This is a genomic window from Polaromonas sp. P5_D5 (assembly GCF_054049435.1).
On sequence record NZ_JBFUMJ010000001.1, the window covers coordinates 307354 to 323868 of the forward strand.

The window sequence follows — 16515 nt, forward strand, 5'->3', positions numbered from 1 at the left end:
TAGCCAACAGCCCTGCAGCCTGCTCGCGCCGCAGGGCGTAGCAAGCCAACAACCCGCTCACCTGCCCCTCGAATTTCGCTACCTGCTGTGGCGTTCGGGTTGTCGTCTGCACGCCAGTTTTCTGGTGGTCCTTCCCAGGAGTTTTGACCTTGCTCACCATGCACCTGCCGCACGCCACGCGCCGCCTGACGACTCCAGGGTTCAGGCCACAAAATGGAAAATCCCGATGACGACGACCGCAAAAATGGACAGCCGGCGCATCAAGACCTGGACCTGGGTGCATAAATGGAGCAGCCTGGTTTGCACTGTCTTCATGCTGCTGCTGTGCCTGACCGGGCTGCCGCTGATTTTTCACCATGAGATCGGCCACCTGCTGGGCACCGAAGTTGAGGCGCCCGATTTACCGAAGGGCACACCGCGCGCCAGCCTGGACAAGGTCATGGAAATCGCACAGGCACTGCACCCGGGCAAGGTGCCCATGTTCGCGTCCCATGAGATCGACGACGACCGCTTCTGGTACGTCACGCTGGGTGACACGCCGCTGTCCGAGGTGGGTAACAAGACCGTCGCCGTCGATGCACGCACCGCAGCTGTGCTGGCCCAGCCCAGGTTCGACGAAGGCTTTATGTATGTAATGTTCAAGCTGCACGTTGACCTCTTTGCCGGACTCGCGGGCAAGCTCTTTCTGGGCTTCATGGGACTCTTGCTGCTGGTGGCGATTGTCTCGGGTGTGGTGCTGTATGCGCCCTTCATGCGCAAGCTGGACTTCGGCACAGTGCGGCAAACCCGCCCGCGCGCCAAATGGCTGGACCTGCATAACCTGCTGGGCATCGTGACGCTGGTGTGGGCCTTCACCGTGGGCGCCACGGGCATGATCAACACCTGGGCCGACCTGTTGATCAAGTACTGGCAGTACGACCAGCTAAGCTCTCTGCTGGCGCCCTACCAGGGGCAAAAACCGCCAGCCCGCCTGGCCTCGGTGCAGCAGGCAGCTTCATCAGCGACCGCTCTGGCGCCTGAGATGAAGATGGCCTTTATCGCTTTTCCGGGTACATCGTTTTCAAGCCCGCACCACTACACCGTGTTCCTGCGCGGCAATGAGCCCTTCAACTCGCGGCTGCTCAAGCCGGTGCTGGTGGACGCCGGCACCAATGCGCTCACCGCCAGCCCGCCGCTGCCCTGGTATCTCACCGCGCTACTGGTGTCGCAGCCGCTGCACTTCGGCGACTACGGCGGCATGCCGATGCAAATCCTCTGGGCCCTGCTGGACATCGCAACCATCATCGTGCTGGGCAGCGGCCTTTACCTGTGGCTTGGACGGCGTAATCCGGCCAAAGCAGCGAAGCCGGAAAAAACAGCAGGGCAAGCATCAGCGCCGCATGCCGCACGCCATGAAACGACTGGCGGTGCCGTGTGAGCGCAAAGGCCGATCCCGCGAAGGACTCCGCTTTCTGGCGCCTGTGGCGCTGGCCCCTCGTGCTGGGCATGCTCAGCATCACCGGCCTGCTGACCGCACTGGTGTCTGACGGCTGGGGCGACTGGTGGTGCTGGCTGGGGTTGGGCGTGCCCGTGGCCGTGATGGCCTGGTTCTCGTGGGTGCCCGGCGGGCCTCGCAAACGCTGAATGGGTGGGTGACCGGTTTTTTTGTTCTGGTGCGATAGGTAAAGTTAACGTGGCAGCACTTTGAAGCGAAGCACAAAAACACCAAAATCTCATGGGAAAAGTGCCTGAAACCCTTATAAAACAAGCGCAGACAGCTCCTGATTTGATAGCAACCCCAATAAAGCCTTCACGGGCCATACTTGCCCAGGGGCGGCTGCCTGGCGCTTGAGTTCTGTCGCCGCGCGAAATGCGATGGTGATGTGCCTGACCTTGGCGCCGGTGTGGCGTCTATAGCCATCACCGGCGGCAGGCCCGCCCAGGCTATAAAATTCAGGCTTGCTCACGCACGATCTGAGGGCACGACCTGAAGGGATGCGCGGTGAGTCCCTTGCATCACCCAAAGCCCTTTCTCGTCCCCCCATTTCTTTCCCCTTCTCTTCTTTTTCTCTCATGAGCGCCTTCAACACAGAACGCATTATTTCCGTCCACCACTGGACCGACTCACTATTTAGCTTCACCGCCACGCGCGATTCGGGCTTTCGCTTCGTCAACGGCCAGTTCACCATGATCGGCCTGCCCGTGGACGGCAAACCGCTGCTGCGCGCCTACAGTGTGGCCAGCGCCAACCATGAAGACCAGCTGGAATTTTTCAGCATCAAGGTGCCCGACGGCCCGCTGACCTCGCGGCTGCAGCACTTGAAGCCGGGCGACGACATCCTGGTCGGACGCAAACCCACCGGCACGCTATTGCTGCAAAACCTGCTACCTGGCAAGACGCTGTGGTTGCTGGCCACCGGCACCGGTCTGGCGCCCTTTCTCTCTCTGATCAAGGACCCAGACACTTACGAGCGATTTGAGCGTGTGGTGGTGGTGCACGGTTGCCGTACCAGCGCCGAGCTGGCCTACCGCGAGCTGATCGAGCACGAGCTGCACGAGCATGAGTTCCTCGGCGAGCTGGTGCGCGGACGCCTGCTGTATTACCCCACCGTGACGCGCGAGCGCTTTCGCAACGAAGGCCGCATCACCGAGCTCATGCAGTCGGGCAAGCTGTACAGCGACCTGGGCTTGCCCGCGATCTCTATCGGGAACGACCGCCTGATGCTGTGCGGCAGCCCCGACATGCTGCGCGACATCAAGGCCATGCTGGAAGAGCGCGGCTTTGAGGAAGGCAACATGCAGCGAGCCGGCCACTTCGTGGTGGAACGCGCATTTGCCGAGCGCTGACTGACAACGGGAAACGTTTGCAATGCGAACGTTTCTCACAATCAAACGCAACCAGACCGCCCCAGCAGGGGAATGCTTGAGTTACGGCACGCGGCCAGTGACAATGGGCGATCCGCACTACACAACGATAAGGAATTCCCATGAAAGGCGACGCAAAAGTCATCGCTCACCTGCAGGCGCAGCTGAAGAACGAGCTCACGGCCATCAACCAGTACTTCCTGCACTACCGCATGTACAAGCACTGGGGCCTGGACAAGCTGGCCAAGAAGGAATACGAAGAGTCCATCGGCGAAATGAAGCACGCCGACAAGTTGATGGACCGCATCTTCATGCTCGATGGCCTGCCCAACCTGCAGGACCTGGGCAAGCTGATGATCGGCGAGGATGTTCCAGAAGCCCTGAACTGCGACCTGAAAGCCGAAACCGGTGCACAGGCCACCATCAAGGACGGCATTGCCCACTGCGAAAGCGTACGCGACTATGTCTCGCGCGACCTCCTACAGGAGATCCTCGATGACACCGAAGAGCACATCGACTTCCTGGAAACGCAGATTGAACTGCTTGGCAAGGTTGGCCTGCAAAACTACCTGCAAAGCCAGATGGGCGAGCTGAGCTGAATGTGGTCTTGAAATAGCCCGGTGACATACCTGGCACAAAAAAGACGGGGCACAGGCCCCGTTTTTTTGTTTGCGCCAACGCTGACCGCTCCTGGTTTTCAGAAGCTCTTTTTGTCGCCTACTGAATTTGGCCTTTTTGCCACACAACCACCGTTTTCGCCCTTATTCCCGCAACATTCAGACACAACAGATTACGAATCATTATCATTTGATATACACTTCGAGCGAACTTTACGAGCCAGCCAACTCGCGCCCCCGGGCATTCTGAGCCAGCCAAGCTTTTTCCTGAACCCGGTCCACCGCCTGCAAGGCAGGACCCTGCTTGGAGGCCATCTTGGCACACCCTTCCGCTCGCGCCGCACGCCCTGCGCGCAACAAAAAAAACCGCACCATGGGCGCCGACAACTTCACGCCGTTTGCCAGCCCGGTTGCCAATCCTGCCGCATCTTCCGACAAAACACTGCTCCCGCTTGGTGCGCTCATGCTGGCTGTTTCGGTGTCGGGCTGGGCCCAGAGCATCACCCCGACGCCCAGCACCGGCACCACGACCGCTACGTCGTCCACCTCTGCAACACCTGTTGAAGGCAGAAGCCTGGCCCCCGTCACAGTGACAGGCACACGCGATCGCGCCAGCCAGACCTACCAGAGCGGCATTACCAGTGTCGGCAAGATGCCCGTGCCGGCCAAGGACGTTCCCCAGTCGCTGACGGTCGTCAACGAAAAGCTGATGCACGACCAGGGCAAGGACAGCTTCAAGAGCGCACTCGAAAACGTCGTCGGCATCACCTTTGAAGCGGGCGAAGGCGGACGGGTCGGCGACAACATCCGCATTCGCGGCTTCAGCGCGGCGGGCGACATTTACATGGACGGGATGCGCGACATCGCGCAGTACAACCGCGACAACTTCAACACCGAGCGCGTGGAAGTCTTGCGTGGTGCTGCTTCCATGCTGTTCGGCCGCGGCTCCACCGGCGGGGTGATTAACCAGGTCAGCAAGCAGCCACGCCTGATCACCGAGCACGAAGTGAACGCCACCGTCGGCACCAAAGGCTACCAACGCTACCAGGGCGACTTCAACTTCAAACTCGACGACGACGCGGCTCTCCGCATCAACGCCATGGCGACAGACGGCGACGGCCGCGGCGAAAACGCCAGCGCCTCCACCCATCGCCGCGGCCTGGCCCTGGACTACCGCTTCGGCATCGGCACAGCGAACGAATTTGAAATCAGCTACTACCACCTGCACTACAACGACAAGCCCGACTGGGGCTTTGCTTGGTTCAACAGCCGCCCCGCGCCTGGCACCGAGAAATACTGGTATGGCCTCAACACCGATTTCCAGAACGACAAGGCCGACGCTGTCACCCTGAGCCATACCCACCGATGGACCGACGGCAGCAGCCTGAAAACCACGGTGCGCGACGGCTACTACTCACGCACGCTGCGCGCCACGCAGGCCAGCTTTGCCGCCGGCACGACCCTGGCCAACCTGAGCGCCAACACGGTGGTGAGCCGCGGCGCCACCAGCGCCGGCAATGCCAAGGCGGGCAACGAACACCACACATTCCTGCAAACCGACTACCTCACGACCACCCAGTGGTTCGGCCGCAAGAACAGCCTGCTGATCGGCGCCGAGTACGCCGTGGAAAATTCCGACCGCCTTAGCTACCCCCTCCTGACGGGGGCCAAGCCGACCACCACTGTGGGCAATCCCATCAGCACCGGTATCGGGGGCAATTACACGCAGAGACTGGAAACGGCATTCAAGGCCACTACGCTGGGCCTGTACATGCAGGACACGATCGACCTCACACAGTACTGGAAGCTGGTTGCCGGCCTGCGCGTTGATAACTTCAAGGCCGACTACCAGCGACCCACCGGCACGCCGCCCAACAACGGGACACTCGCCAGATCCGACAGCCTGCTGAGCAAACGGCTGGGCGTGATATATCAGCCGACCGATGAGGTCAGCTACTACGCCGCCTATGGCACGTCGTTCAATACCTCCGGCGACCTGTACCAATTCGACCCGAACTCTGCCAACACGCCGCCCGAGAGCAGCCGCAACATGGAAATTGGCGCCAAGTGGGAGCTCTACGGCGGTGACCTGTCACTGCGCGCAGCCCTGGCCCGCACAGAGAAGTACAACGAGCGCAACACCGACATCGACACGAGCACCAACTCCTACCTGTTGTCCGGCAAGCGGCACACCGATGCGCTGGAATTTGAGGTCGCCGGCCGCATCACGCCGCAGTGGGATGTCTTTGCGGGCATCGGCTTCCTGACGGCGAGGATCGACAAGACCGGCGCCACTGCCGAGATCGGGCAGAACCCGGGGCTGAGCCCAAGCCGCCAGGCCAACCTGTTCACCACCTACCGCATCGGCGACAAGTGGCGTATCGGCGGCGGCTTCACCGCCGTCAGCACCAACAAGCCGGCCAATGCCGTCACGGCCACCAACCGGGTGCCGGGCTACGTGAAGGCCGACGCGCTGGTGGAATACCGCATCAATGAAAAAAACACCGTCAAGCTGAACATCGACAACCTGTTTGACAAGGTCTACTACAACACGCTGTACCGCGGCTTTGTGGCGCCCGGCGACGCACGCAGCGTGCGTGTGACGCTCACCAGCAAGTTCTGATTTAAAAGAACGTTTTCAAGGTTGGGCACCTGGGGGATACTCCGGGTGCCCATTTTTTTTCAGTCGCTTTTCGGGAAGCCCCACCATGCTGCTTCGCATTCAACAAGCCCTCAAGCCGGACGAGCTCGCGCAAATCCGCCAGCTGATCCTGGCCGCCGACTGGGCCGACGGCCGCATCACGGCCGGCAGCCAGAGCGGCGCCGTCAAGAACAACCTGCAGCTGCCTGAAGAGCTGCCCGCCGCCCAGCAGGCGCGGCACATCGTGTCGGTGGCGCTGGCCCGTAATCCGATGTTCGTGACCGGGGCGCTGCCCAAATCGGTCTATCCGCCGCTCTTTAACCGCTACGGCGGCGACGCCAACAATTTCGGCAACCACATTGACAACGCGGTACGCACGCATGCCGCCACAGCACGGCACGTGCGAACCGACATTTCCTGTACGCTGTTCCTGAGCGATCCGGCCAGCTACGACGGCGGCGAACTGGTCGTGCAAGACACTTACGGCGAGCAACGCATCAAGTTCGAGGCAGGTGACCTGGTGATGTACCCTGGCACATCGGTGCACCGCGTGGAGCCTGTCACGCGCGGTGAGCGGCTGGCCTGCTTCTTCTGGATTGAAAGCATGGTGCGCTCCGATGCCCAACGCCGGCTTTTGTATGAGATGGACATGGCCATTACCTCTCTGCGCCAAAAGGAACTGGAACGCTCGACCCCAGGTGCGGCCGAAGGCGCCGAAGTGGTACGGCTTACAGGCTGCTATCACAACCTGCTGCGGATGTGGGCTGAGGTTTAGACGGCTGGACTGCGTTTATCCTGCATCGTGAAGGGTCTTGGCAACCCATCACCCCCAGGATGCCTCGCTCGCCTCAAGGAATTGCCTTTTCGCTATCTAATTTATAGCACCTTGCGCACATCCAGCAAGGATTACTGCTGAATTTGGCTTCAAAAATGAGGCCAAAAATCCGCTCCAAATGGCTCGCACCTCCTGAAATCTGCGTGCCATGATTGCAAATGCGATAGATTCGCATTTATAATCAACGCACCGATTGAATCAATCACCAGCCAAGCCCATCCATGATCGTTTGCGTCTGCCGCCGAATCTCCGACCGCGAAATTGCCCGCCATGCCCGAGCAGGCTTGGGCTTTGACGAGATCCAGTTCGAACTCGGCGTGGCCACCCAGTGCGGCCAGTGCGAAGGCTGCGCCCGCGACGTGGTGGCGCAGTGCAGCGCCAGCTGCCCGACGGCCAACATCAAGCTCGCCGCCCACACGCTGGAAGGCAGCCCATGGAACACCTTGCAACCTTCTCCCCAATACTGATTTCGGCCCTTCCTGTCAGCCTTGTGCTGGTGATAGGTTCCGCGTGGTGGATCTTCCGCCGCTAGTTTCCTGGTTGCCTTTTTGACCGAAACCGCGCCTCATGTGGCCATTCGCCCACCTATCCCCCTCTCGATGAACGCCACTTTCTCCACCGCGCCACGCCCCGCCCCGCCGCGCCAGCCCCTCAGCCGCAATGCTGTTATCGCGCTCGTGGTAGTGGGCCTGCACGTGGGGTTCATCTGGGCGCTGCAAAGCGGCTTGTTGATGCGCGCCGCCGAAATCGTGATTCCTGCAGAAATCCTCACGCAATTCGTGGACCCGCCCGCCCCCAAGGTGGAGCCCGTCCCTCCTACCCCACCCACGCCGACCGTGCAGAAAAAAGCGGTTGCCAGGGCACCCGACAAACCCGCGCCCCAGCCGCTGGCCATCGCAGACCCAACACCCTCGCCCAATGCCCCGACAGGCGTTGTCACACCGCCGCTGCCACCAGCGCCTGTGGCCGTGGCACCCGTTACGCCGCCCGCGCCACCGGCAGTGCAGCTGCCGTCGAGCGATGCCGACTACCTGCAAAACCCCAAGCCCGCCTATCCGCCCATCAGCCGGCGCCTTGGCGAGCAGGGCAAAGTGATCGTGCGTGTGCTGATCGGCGCAGACGGCCAGGCGAAGAAAACCGAAATCCGCCAGTCAAGCGGCTTTGACCGGCTTGACCAGGCAGCGGTCACCACCGTCATGCGCTGGCGCTACGTGCCCGGCAAGCGTGGCGGCGTGGCCGAAGAGATGTGGTTTAACGTACCCATCAACTTCGTCCTGGAGTAATCTTTTTGAAACCCGTGGAGTATTGATTCATGAATTCCCAATTCGGCCTTGCCAACGTCTGGAGCCAGGGCGATATCGTTACCAAATCGGTGGCCGTGCTGCTGCTGGTCATGTCGCTCGCGTCATGGATGGTCATCATCATCAAGACGCTGGACCTCATCAAGTACAAAAAGATCGCCCGCGCCTCTGAAGACTTCTGGCACAGCGAAGACTTTGCCGCAGGCCTCACCAAGCTGGGCTCGGACCCCGCCAACCCGTTCCGCCAACTGGCCCTGGAAGGCCGCGAAGCCACGCTGCATCACCGTAACACCAAAGCACACCTGCACGACGCCCTGGACGTGAGCGACTGGGTCACGCGCACGCTGCGCAACACCATCGACGAATTCACCGGCAAGCTGCAGTCGGGCCTGGCCATCCTGGCCTCGGTCGGCTCCACCGCCCCCTTCGTCGGCCTCTTCGGCACCGTGTGGGGCATCTACCATGCGCTGCTGTCCATCGGCGCGGCCGGCCAGGCAACCATCGACAAGGTGGCCGGCCCGATCGGCGAGTCGCTCATCATGACGGCGCTGGGTCTCGCGGTTGCCATCCCGGCGGTGCTGGGCTACAACGCGCTGGTGCGCGGCAACAAGGGCGTTCTGCAAAAACTCAGCCGCTTCGCGCATGACCTGCACGCCTACTTCGTGACCGGCGCCCGCGTGAGCGCCAGCGGCCAACAAGCCAATGTTGTGCCAATGAAAAAAGCCTGAAAGCCAACCCTTTATCCTGCTCTGCCGCCCAACAGCCGCGGAGCTCCCTCATTCAGTGACCGAGAAGCACCATGGCCTTTGGAACCCAAGACGACAGCGATGAGGTGATGAACGAGATCAACATGACGCCCATGGTGGACATCATGCTGGTGCTGCTCATCATCTTCATCATCACGGTCCCCGTGATGAAGCATTCCGTCAACATCGACCTGCCGCGCGCCTCCAACGAAGCGCAAAACATCAAGCCGGAAACGGTTCGCCTGAGCGTGGATGCGGAAGGCAGCTACTTCCTGAACGAAACCAAAATTTCCGACGAAGACCTGGTCACCCAACTCAAGGCGTCGGCGGCGCAGAACCCGCAGCCAGACCTGCATATCCGCGGCGACAAATCAGTGCGCTACGAGCGCGTGGCCCAAGCCATGGCAGCAGCCCAACAGGCCGGGCTGCGCAAGATCGGTTTCATCACTGAACCCAAGAACTGACCAGGGCCTGCAGGACTCATCGAGTCCTGGATGCATGCCTGCTGGACAGGCACTCCAGGTTTTTCACACAGAAAGAAACAAAACCGCAGCCTGGATTCGCTTGACTTTCAAATGAGAATGGTTATCATTAACTTAACAAAACCCAAACAGGTTTAACCATCATGTCCATCGCAATGCCCGCCTCCCATACCTTGAGCCTTCCTGCCCGCGCCCCCGCGCACACAGATACCGCTTCTGGCGGCCATGCGTCGGGCGCTTCTGCCGCCTGCGTCAACAGCACCGAAATCCTGCGCGGGCAAAAGGCGGTGGAAATCAACCACAATGGCTCGACTTATCGCCTTCAGGCCACTCGCCTGGGCAAACTGATTTTGACCAAGTAAGCCGCCTTCACCGTTTCATCACCCTCTTCACCAGCACAGTTTCATCGTGGGGCGATCCGGGGCTACCAAGCCTCCAAGGTCGTTTTTAGCCAGCCACAGACTCTTTTGGAGTTGTTTAGCCAGGCTTTTTTTCCTTGATGTTGTTCTGCTCGCGCCAACAAAAAAGCCGACCTTGTGGCCGGCTTTTTTATTCCCGCTGCGACGCGGTTTACAGGCCGATGGCGGCAATGCCCGCACGTGCGATTTGCGCGTCTTCGCTGGACTTCACGCCGCTCACACCCACAGCGCCAATGCAATGCCCGTCTTTCACGATGGGTACGCCGCCCTCGAGCATGCCGTGGATGTAGGGCGCCGACAGAAAGGACGTACGGCCGCCGTTGATGACGTCTTCGTAAACCTTGCTCTCACGGCGGCCCATGGCGGCCGTGTTGGCCTTGGAGGGTGCAATGTGCGAGGAAATGGGCGGCGCGCCGTCCAGGCGCTGCAGGTGCAGCAGGTGGCCGCCGTCGTCGACGATGGCAATGGTGACGGCCCAGTTGTTCTTGAGGGCTTCGGCCTCGGCGGCGGCGGCGATGGTTTTGACGTCGGCGAGTTCAAGCACTGCTTTTGATTTCATGGTCTTCAGGATTTCCGGAGTTTATTGGCAAAGACACTGAGCATACGCAAATTTGAGGCCACCCCTCACCCGCATTGCCGCCAAATTAGCTTATAGAACCCTTACAAAAAGTAGGGAGTGAGGGCTGGAAAAACGGCAATGCACCCTAAAATAATCTTGCCCGCATTTGCTGGCGCCTCGGAGACGACTTTCATGACTGACAATGTTCAAACCCTCGACTACGGCGTTGCTTCCAGCGTCGAGCAACGCAACAAGGTCTTGCGCAACACCTATTGGCTGCTGGCCCTGAGCCTGCTGCCCACCGTGCTGGGCGCCTGGCTGGGTGTGGCGACGGGCATTACCCGCTCCCTGACGGGCGGATTGGGCCTGATCGTGTTCCTCGGAGGCGCCTTCGGCTTTATTTTCGCCATTGAAAAGACCAAGAACTCGGCCGCGGGCGTGCCTGTGCTGCTCGGTTTTACCTTTTTCATGGGCCTGATGCTCTCGCGCATGATCGCCATGGTGCTGGGTTTCAGCAACGGCGCATCACTGGTCATGACGGCTTTTGCCGGTACGGCCGGCGTGATGTTCGTGATGGCCAGCCTGGCCACCGTCATCAAGCGGGACCTGAGCGGCATGAGCAAGTGGCTGTTTGCCGGTGCGCTGGTCATCATGGTGGCAGCCGTCATCAACGTGTTCGTCGGCTCGACCATGATGATGGCAGTCATCAGCACGCTGGCGATCGCGGTTTTCAGCGCCTACCTGCTGTATGACCTGAAGCAGGTGATCGACGGCGGCGAAACCAACTACATCAGCGCCACCCTGGCCATTTACCTGGACCTGTTCAACATCTTCCAGAGCCTGCTGGCCCTGCTGGGCATCTTCGGCGGCGACCGGGACTGATCCATCCGCTTCGCTACAGAATAAAAAAAGGGCCTCAGGGCCCTTTTTTCATGCGCACCTCGTGTCATTCTCCGCAGGGTGAGCTTGGGGCTTCTCCAATTCGAGCCAGGGCCGCGGATCAGGCTCTGCCAGTCTCAGGCGCAGCGGCCCCCTCGGGGGCAGGGAGCTACACGTAGTGAGAGACCGTGGGGGCCAAATCAAACACCGCAATGGACTCCACATGGGCCGTATGCGGGAACATGTTGACCACACCGGCCGCCGTGCAGCGGTATGCGCCGCTGTCCACCAGCACGCCCGCATCCCGCGCCAGGGTGGCCGGGTTGCAGCTTACATAGACAATGCGCTGCGGCGGCGCCCAGCCGTTCAGGGCCAGGCTCTGCTGGTGCTCACCGTCGTCACAGGGGACGCCGCTGACGATCTGCTGGTGCAGCGCTGCCAGGGACTTGAAGAGCTCAAAAGCGCCTTCACGCGGAGGGTCCACCAGCCATTTGTCGGCCCGGCCGTCTTTCACCAGCATCGCCGGCGTCATTTCAAACAGGTTGCGCGCTACAAATTTTGTAGCTGCCAGCGCCCGTCGGACGCTGGATGCAGGCCTGTTTCTTTCAAAATTCTCGCGTGAACGGGCGACCAGGACTTCACTGCCCTCGATGCCCAGCACCTCGCTGGCGCGCGTGGCCAGCGGCAAGGTGAAATTGCCCAGGCCGCAAAACCAGTCGATCACCCGCTCATCCGGCTGCACCGCCAGCATGCGCAGTGCACGCGACACCAGCACCTGGTTGATGTGGGGATTGACCTGCGTGAAATCGGTCGGCTTGAACGGCATGACCACATCGAACTCCGGCAGGCCGTAGCTCAGCTCCTGCACAGCGTCGTCCAGCAGCTTGACCGTCTCGAGGCCCCCCGGTTGCAGCCACCATTGCAGGCCGCGGTTTTGCGCAGCGAAATCGCGCAGGCGGTTCAAGTCTCCGGGGCTTAGGGGCTCCATATGGCGCAGCACCATGGCCGTGACTTCATCGCCACAGGCCAGTTCGATCTGCGGCAAGGTTTCCTTCGCATCCATGCTGCCGATCAGCTCGCGTAGCGGCACGAGCATGTCGCTGACGTGCCGGGGCACCACGTGACATTCGGTCATATCGGCCACGTAGCCGCTTTTACGCTCGTGAAACCCCACCAGCACGACACCCTTTTTGCGGACATAGCGCACCGACAGCCGCGCGCGATAGCGGTATCCCCAGGCCGGCCCTTCAATGGGCCGCAGCAGGTTGTCCGCCTTGACCTTGCCGATGTGCCAGAGATTGTCTTCGAGCACACGCTGCTTCACGGCCACCTGCGCCCCCACATGCAAATGCTGCATCTTGCAGCCGCCGCATGCGCCGGTGTGCATGCCGAAATGCGGACATGCCGGCCGCACACGCTGGGACGATTCACGGTGAATCGCCATCACCATGGCTTTTTCAAAGCTGCTTTTCTTGCGGTAGACGTTGGCAGTTACCCGTTCGAAAGGCAGAGCGCCCTCGATAAAAACCACTTTGCCGTCAGCCCTGTGGGCAATTCCCTGGGCTTCAATGTCGAGCGACTCGACCTCGAGCACGTCGGGCGGGTAGTCGGCCGCCGTCGCTGGCTGCTTGTTCTGGCTTTCTTCTGTCATGCACCAATTGTCTCAGGCTGCGGTACCATTTTCTGAACCCGTGAAAGGAAGGCGCCATGGAGCTTCGTATTTGCATCGATGTTGACAACATGGAACGTGCTGTCGAGTTCTACACAGAGGCACTCGGGCTGCGCACAGGCCGCCGTTTCAAGAGCGATTTCGTGGAAATTCTCGGTGCAGGCAGCCCGATCGATCTGCTCTTCAATGCGCCGGGTACCCGGCCGATCGCCAGCGGTCAGGGCAGCGAGAGTGTTCGCACCTACCAGCGCCACTGGACGCCTGTTCACCTTGATTTTGTGGTGGAAGACATTGATGCGGCAGTTGACCGGCTGCAGCGCCACGGCGCCGTTCTGGAAATGCCCGTGGCTGAACGGGTCTGGGGACGCATCGCGGGGCTGGCCGACCCCTTTGGCCACGGCATTGACCTGCTGGAGTTCAAGGGCCGTGGCTACGACGAGATTTTGCAGCCGAACTGATCACGAACATGGGCAGCCGGCCGCACTTCCCAGCAACCAATTGCTACAAAATAGATAGCTGCTTGCGCTCGTCCAGACTGGTCTGCGGGCTTTCTTTTCTTAAATTTTTCGATAGCTTTGCCCTGACGCAAGCAGCGTCAAGACACCAGAAACAAAAAAGGAGCCCAGCAAACGCGGGGCTCCTTTCTGCGGATGGAAATACCGCTTACTTGGCGGGCAGGTATCTGGAAGGGTCGACAGGCTTGCCCTGGCGGCGAATCTCGAAATGCAGTTTCACGCGGTCCGCGTCGCTGTTGCCCATCTCGGCAATCTTCTGGCCCTTTCGCACGCTCTGGTCTTCCTTGACCAGCAAAGTCTGGTTGTGGGCATAGGCTGTCAGGAAGGTGTTGTTGTGCTTGAGGATGATCAGGTTGCCATAGCCGCGCAGGCCGGCGCCGGCGTACACCACGCGGCCGTCGGCCGAAGCAATGACGGGATCACCGGCCTTGCCGGAAATATCCAGACCCTTGTTTTTGGCTTCGTCGAAACCGGCCAGCATCGTGCCCTGCGCGGGCCAGATCCAGGCAATGTCTTCATCGCCCGTTGCAGCGGATGCCGGGCTGGTGCCAGCCGGTGCTGACGCAGGACGCGCCGTGCTGGCAGCCTGGGTGGGCGTGGTGGATGCGGTGGACGTGGTGACCGAGCCGGACGTCACGGGACGGGTCACCACCAGTGGATTTTCACTGGTCGGCGGCACCACACGCAGCACCTGCCCCACTTCGATGATGTTGGGGTTTTCAAGGTTGTTCCAGCGCACGATGTCGCGCCAGTTCTGGCCATTTTCCAGGCCGATTCGAATCATGGTGTCACCGGGTTTAACGGTGTAGTAACCAGGTTTTCCGGCATTTTCAAAGCCGGGCAACTGTTTGACATTGCCTGCGTCCACCGCGCCCGGCGTGGGACGCGACAACCCGGTGCCGCGGTCTTCAACCGGGGCATGGGTGGTAGAACGCGTGCCGCAGCCAGCGGCAAGCAGCAGCGCTGCCGCCAGGGCGCATGGCAGGGCCAGCCTGCCGAGCGTTGAGCGGGCGCCATGACTTGCGTCTGCGGCATCCACAGACACTGCCCGGTTCGGCCGTACGGTTTGATTCATTGGTTCTTTCGTCGTCAATCTGACGGGTATGGCGTATTGGTTAACTGGATGATCGGATGGTTCAATGCCGTCACTGCTATATCGATAACCGGCCTGGGTCCTGCAGGTGGCCGGATCGTCAGCTTGTCCCCGATTTTAAAGGCACAAAATGAACGGCCTCCAGCAGGGTCTGCCTGACGCCCTGGGGGGTTTTGTCGACCACCACCAGCGCCTGGGCACCGCCGGCGGTTTGCATGGGCGCCACCAGCCTGCCGCCCACAGCCAACTGATCAATCCAGGCAGGCGGAATGGCCTCCCCGCCGGCAGCAGCAATGATGGCCGCATAAGGTGCGCCCTTGGCGTAGCCCATCATGCCATCACCAAACAGCAGGTGCACATTGGGCAGGCGTAAAGTCCGCAGATTCTCCCTGGCTTTGTCGTGCAGGCCACGCAGCCTTTCGATGCTGTAGACCTCCGTCGCCAGATGGCTGAGCACCGCGGCCTGGTAGCCGCAGCCAGTGCCGATTTCAAGCACCCGCCCCAGCTTTCCGGCCGCGCCGTGGCGCAGCAGTTCCAGCATGCGGGCCACCACATTGGGTTTGGAAATGGTTTGCCCCAGGCCAATCGGCAGGCTGGTGTCTTCATAGGCCTGGTTGACCAGCGCGGTGTCAACAAAACGGTGGCGTTCGACAGCCCCCATGGCGGCGAGTACCAACGCATCGGCAACACCCTGCGCAGCAAGCTTGCTCACCATGCGCGCGCGCACGGTGTGCGAATCGAGGCCGACACCGCCCGGCAACGCGGAGGCTGCGGTCGGTGCCGGTTTCTTCAAGCTATTTTGGCTTGCAGCGCGTTCTGGTCTTGCGCTACCAGCTATTGATTTTGTAGCAGATGGGACACCCGCGTCGGGCTTCAGGCGAACCGGAAATGCCGGGCGGCCTGCTGCAGCCGGCGCTTTGGCAGTGGGATTGAATGGCGGTTTGAGGCTGGATTTCATGACGATTTTTTGTGCAACTCGGCCAGCCGGGCAGCGGTTTGAGCCCAATAAGGCAGACGCTCATGATCGGTCAAATCCACCTGCAGCGGGGTGATGGACACAAACTTCTGGCTGGTGGCATAAAAATCGGTTCCTTCACCAGCCTCTTTCGCAGGCCCTGCGCCGCCAATCCAGTACATGGTTTCGCCGCGCGGGCTGGTCTGCACGATGACGCGTTCGGCCGCATGGCGGCGTCCCAGGCGGGCCACCTTCACGCCCTGGATCTCGTTGTCGGGCAGGTTGGGAATGTTCACATTGAGCAGCCAGGGCGGCACCGTCGGCTCAGCGCCTTCCGCCACGGCCTCCAGCGTGGGCATCAGTTGCTGCACCAGCTCGGCCGCACGCCGGGCTGCCACATCAATGTGCGCCCAACCCTTTTCAGTCTGGGAAAACGCGATGGAAGGAATTCCGAACAGGTAGCCTTCCATGGCGGCGCCCACGGTTCCGGAGTAAATCGTGTCGTCGCCCATGTTGGCGCCGTTATTGATGCCTGAAACCACCAGGTCCGGCCGGTAGCCCAGCAAACCCGTCAGCGCGATATGGACGCAGTCTGCCGGTGTGCCGTTGATGTAGCGAAAGCCGTTGGCCGCGGTCTGCACGTACATCGGCGAGTGCAGGGTCAGCGCGTTTGATTTGGCGCTGTTGTTGTGCTCGGGGGCCACCACCTCGACATCGGCAACGGTTTTAAGCGCTTCATAGAGGGCAATGATGCCGGAGGCCTGGTAACCGTCGTCGTTGCAAATGAGGATTTTCATGGACTGATTTTACGGTCACGGCTGCGACAGCCTGAGCCCTGCCGGACATCGCAAAACCTGCCGCTTTGCCTATGATGCAGGCAAGGCGACGTCTCTTTCCGCTGGCGGCCCGCCTTTCTTCTTCTGTTTCTTCTGTACCTGTCGCAGCATTCCTTCTATCGGA

At 60.9% G+C, this 16515-nt stretch carries 19 protein-coding genes; 13 read left to right on the forward strand and 6 right to left on the reverse strand.

Features of this window, described 5'->3' with window-relative positions:
• Window positions 1–244: 244 nt before the first annotated feature.
• Window positions 245–1417: a PepSY-associated TM helix domain-containing protein gene (locus ACXJKE_RS01500; protein WP_457279771.1), complete on the forward strand. Its 1173-nt coding sequence runs from the start codon at window positions 245–247 to the stop codon at window positions 1415–1417.
• On the forward strand, window positions 1414–1623 hold the full coding sequence (locus ACXJKE_RS01505) for a hypothetical protein (RefSeq protein ID WP_457278804.1): 210 nt from the start codon (window positions 1414–1416) through the stop codon (window positions 1621–1623). Before ACXJKE_RS01500 ends, ACXJKE_RS01505 begins: the two co-directional genes overlap by 4 nt.
• A 113-nt stretch (window positions 1624–1736) precedes the next feature.
• Here ACXJKE_RS01505 and ACXJKE_RS01510 read toward each other — a convergent pair whose 3' ends face one another.
• Window positions 1737–2054 carry a hypothetical protein gene (locus tag ACXJKE_RS01510; protein ID WP_457278805.1) on the reverse strand — a complete coding sequence of 106 codons (318 nt, stop codon included), beginning with the start codon at window positions 2052–2054 and terminating at the stop codon, window positions 1737–1739.
• Between ACXJKE_RS01510 and ACXJKE_RS01515 the strand changes: the two genes are divergently transcribed.
• The 9 genes from ACXJKE_RS01515 (at window position 2053) to hemP (ending at window position 9828) form a co-directional block, all read left to right on the forward strand.
• Complete coding sequence (locus tag ACXJKE_RS01515) at window positions 2053–2826, forward strand: ferredoxin--NADP reductase (RefSeq protein WP_457278806.1); 774 nt, start codon at window positions 2053–2055, stop codon at window positions 2824–2826. The two genes, ACXJKE_RS01510 and ACXJKE_RS01515, sit on opposite strands and share 2 nt — an antisense overlap.
• 140 nt (window positions 2827–2966) lie before the next feature.
• Complete coding sequence (bfr, locus tag ACXJKE_RS01520) at window positions 2967–3443, forward strand: bacterioferritin (RefSeq protein WP_457278807.1); 477 nt, start codon at window positions 2967–2969, stop codon at window positions 3441–3443.
• A 334-nt stretch (window positions 3444–3777) separates the two neighbouring features.
• Complete coding sequence (locus ACXJKE_RS01525) at window positions 3778–6084, forward strand: TonB-dependent receptor (protein ID WP_457278808.1); 2307 nt, start codon at window positions 3778–3780, stop codon at window positions 6082–6084.
• Between the two features lie 85 nt (window positions 6085–6169).
• Window positions 6170–6877 carry a Fe2+-dependent dioxygenase gene (locus ACXJKE_RS01530; protein ID WP_457278809.1) on the forward strand — a complete coding sequence of 236 codons (708 nt, stop codon included), beginning with the start codon at window positions 6170–6172 and terminating at the stop codon, window positions 6875–6877.
• 281 nt (window positions 6878–7158) lie between these two features.
• On the forward strand, window positions 7159–7404 hold the full coding sequence (locus ACXJKE_RS01535; protein WP_457278810.1) for a (2Fe-2S)-binding protein: 246 nt from the start codon (window positions 7159–7161) through the stop codon (window positions 7402–7404).
• Between the two features lie 132 nt (window positions 7405–7536).
• Window positions 7537–8220, forward strand: coding sequence for an energy transducer TonB (locus ACXJKE_RS01540; protein WP_457278811.1), 684 nt, complete (start codon window positions 7537–7539; stop codon window positions 8218–8220).
• A 29-nt stretch (window positions 8221–8249) separates the two neighbouring features.
• The gene (locus ACXJKE_RS01545; protein WP_457278812.1) at window positions 8250–8966 is read left to right on the forward strand and encodes a MotA/TolQ/ExbB proton channel family protein; all 717 of its coding nucleotides are present in this window, start codon (window positions 8250–8252) and stop codon (window positions 8964–8966) included.
• A 71-nt stretch (window positions 8967–9037) separates the two neighbouring features.
• A complete protein-coding gene (locus ACXJKE_RS01550) occupies window positions 9038–9448 on the forward strand; it encodes an ExbD/TolR family protein (protein ID WP_457278813.1) in 411 nt (136 codons plus the stop codon).
• 161 nt (window positions 9449–9609) lie between these two features.
• Window positions 9610–9828, forward strand: a complete 219-nt coding sequence (hemP, locus tag ACXJKE_RS01555) for a hemin uptake protein HemP (RefSeq protein ID WP_457278814.1) — start codon at window positions 9610–9612, stop codon at window positions 9826–9828.
• A gap of 208 nt (window positions 9829–10036) precedes the next feature.
• Here the strand turns inward: hemP and ACXJKE_RS01560 are convergent, their stop codons facing one another.
• Window positions 10037–10444: a GlcG/HbpS family heme-binding protein gene (locus tag ACXJKE_RS01560; protein WP_457278815.1), complete on the reverse strand. Its 408-nt coding sequence runs from the start codon at window positions 10442–10444 to the stop codon at window positions 10037–10039.
• 192 nt (window positions 10445–10636) lie between these two features.
• Here ACXJKE_RS01560 and ACXJKE_RS01565 point away from each other — a divergent pair, with 192 nt between their 5' ends.
• Complete coding sequence (locus ACXJKE_RS01565; protein ID WP_457278816.1) at window positions 10637–11326, forward strand: Bax inhibitor-1/YccA family protein; 690 nt, start codon at window positions 10637–10639, stop codon at window positions 11324–11326.
• A 166-nt stretch (window positions 11327–11492) separates the two neighbouring features.
• On the opposite strand, the gene rlmD is transcribed toward ACXJKE_RS01565, so the two are convergent.
• Entirely contained in the window at window positions 11493–12974 is a 1482-nt protein-coding gene (gene rlmD / locus ACXJKE_RS01570; RefSeq protein ID WP_457278817.1) for a 23S rRNA (uracil(1939)-C(5))-methyltransferase RlmD, read from the reverse strand.
• A 56-nt stretch (window positions 12975–13030) separates the two neighbouring features.
• Here rlmD and ACXJKE_RS01575 point away from each other — a divergent pair, with 56 nt between their 5' ends.
• The gene (locus tag ACXJKE_RS01575; protein WP_457278818.1) at window positions 13031–13450 is read left to right on the forward strand and encodes a VOC family protein; all 420 of its coding nucleotides are present in this window, start codon (window positions 13031–13033) and stop codon (window positions 13448–13450) included.
• Between the two features lie 205 nt (window positions 13451–13655).
• On the opposite strand, the gene ACXJKE_RS01580 is transcribed toward ACXJKE_RS01575, so the two are convergent.
• The 3 genes from ACXJKE_RS01580 to surE form a co-directional block, all read right to left on the reverse strand.
• Window positions 13656–14582 (reverse strand): peptidoglycan DD-metalloendopeptidase family protein, encoded by a 927-nt coding sequence (locus ACXJKE_RS01580; protein ID WP_457278819.1) that lies wholly within the window; start codon window positions 14580–14582, stop codon window positions 13656–13658.
• A gap of 118 nt (window positions 14583–14700) precedes the next feature.
• Complete coding sequence (locus ACXJKE_RS01585) at window positions 14701–15558, reverse strand: protein-L-isoaspartate(D-aspartate) O-methyltransferase (RefSeq protein ID WP_457278820.1); 858 nt, start codon at window positions 15556–15558, stop codon at window positions 14701–14703.
• Window positions 15555–16352, reverse strand: coding sequence for a 5'/3'-nucleotidase SurE (gene surE, locus ACXJKE_RS01590; RefSeq protein ID WP_457278821.1), 798 nt, complete (start codon window positions 16350–16352; stop codon window positions 15555–15557). Before surE ends, ACXJKE_RS01585 begins: the two co-directional genes overlap by 4 nt.
• Window positions 16353–16515: the final 163 nt, after the last annotated feature.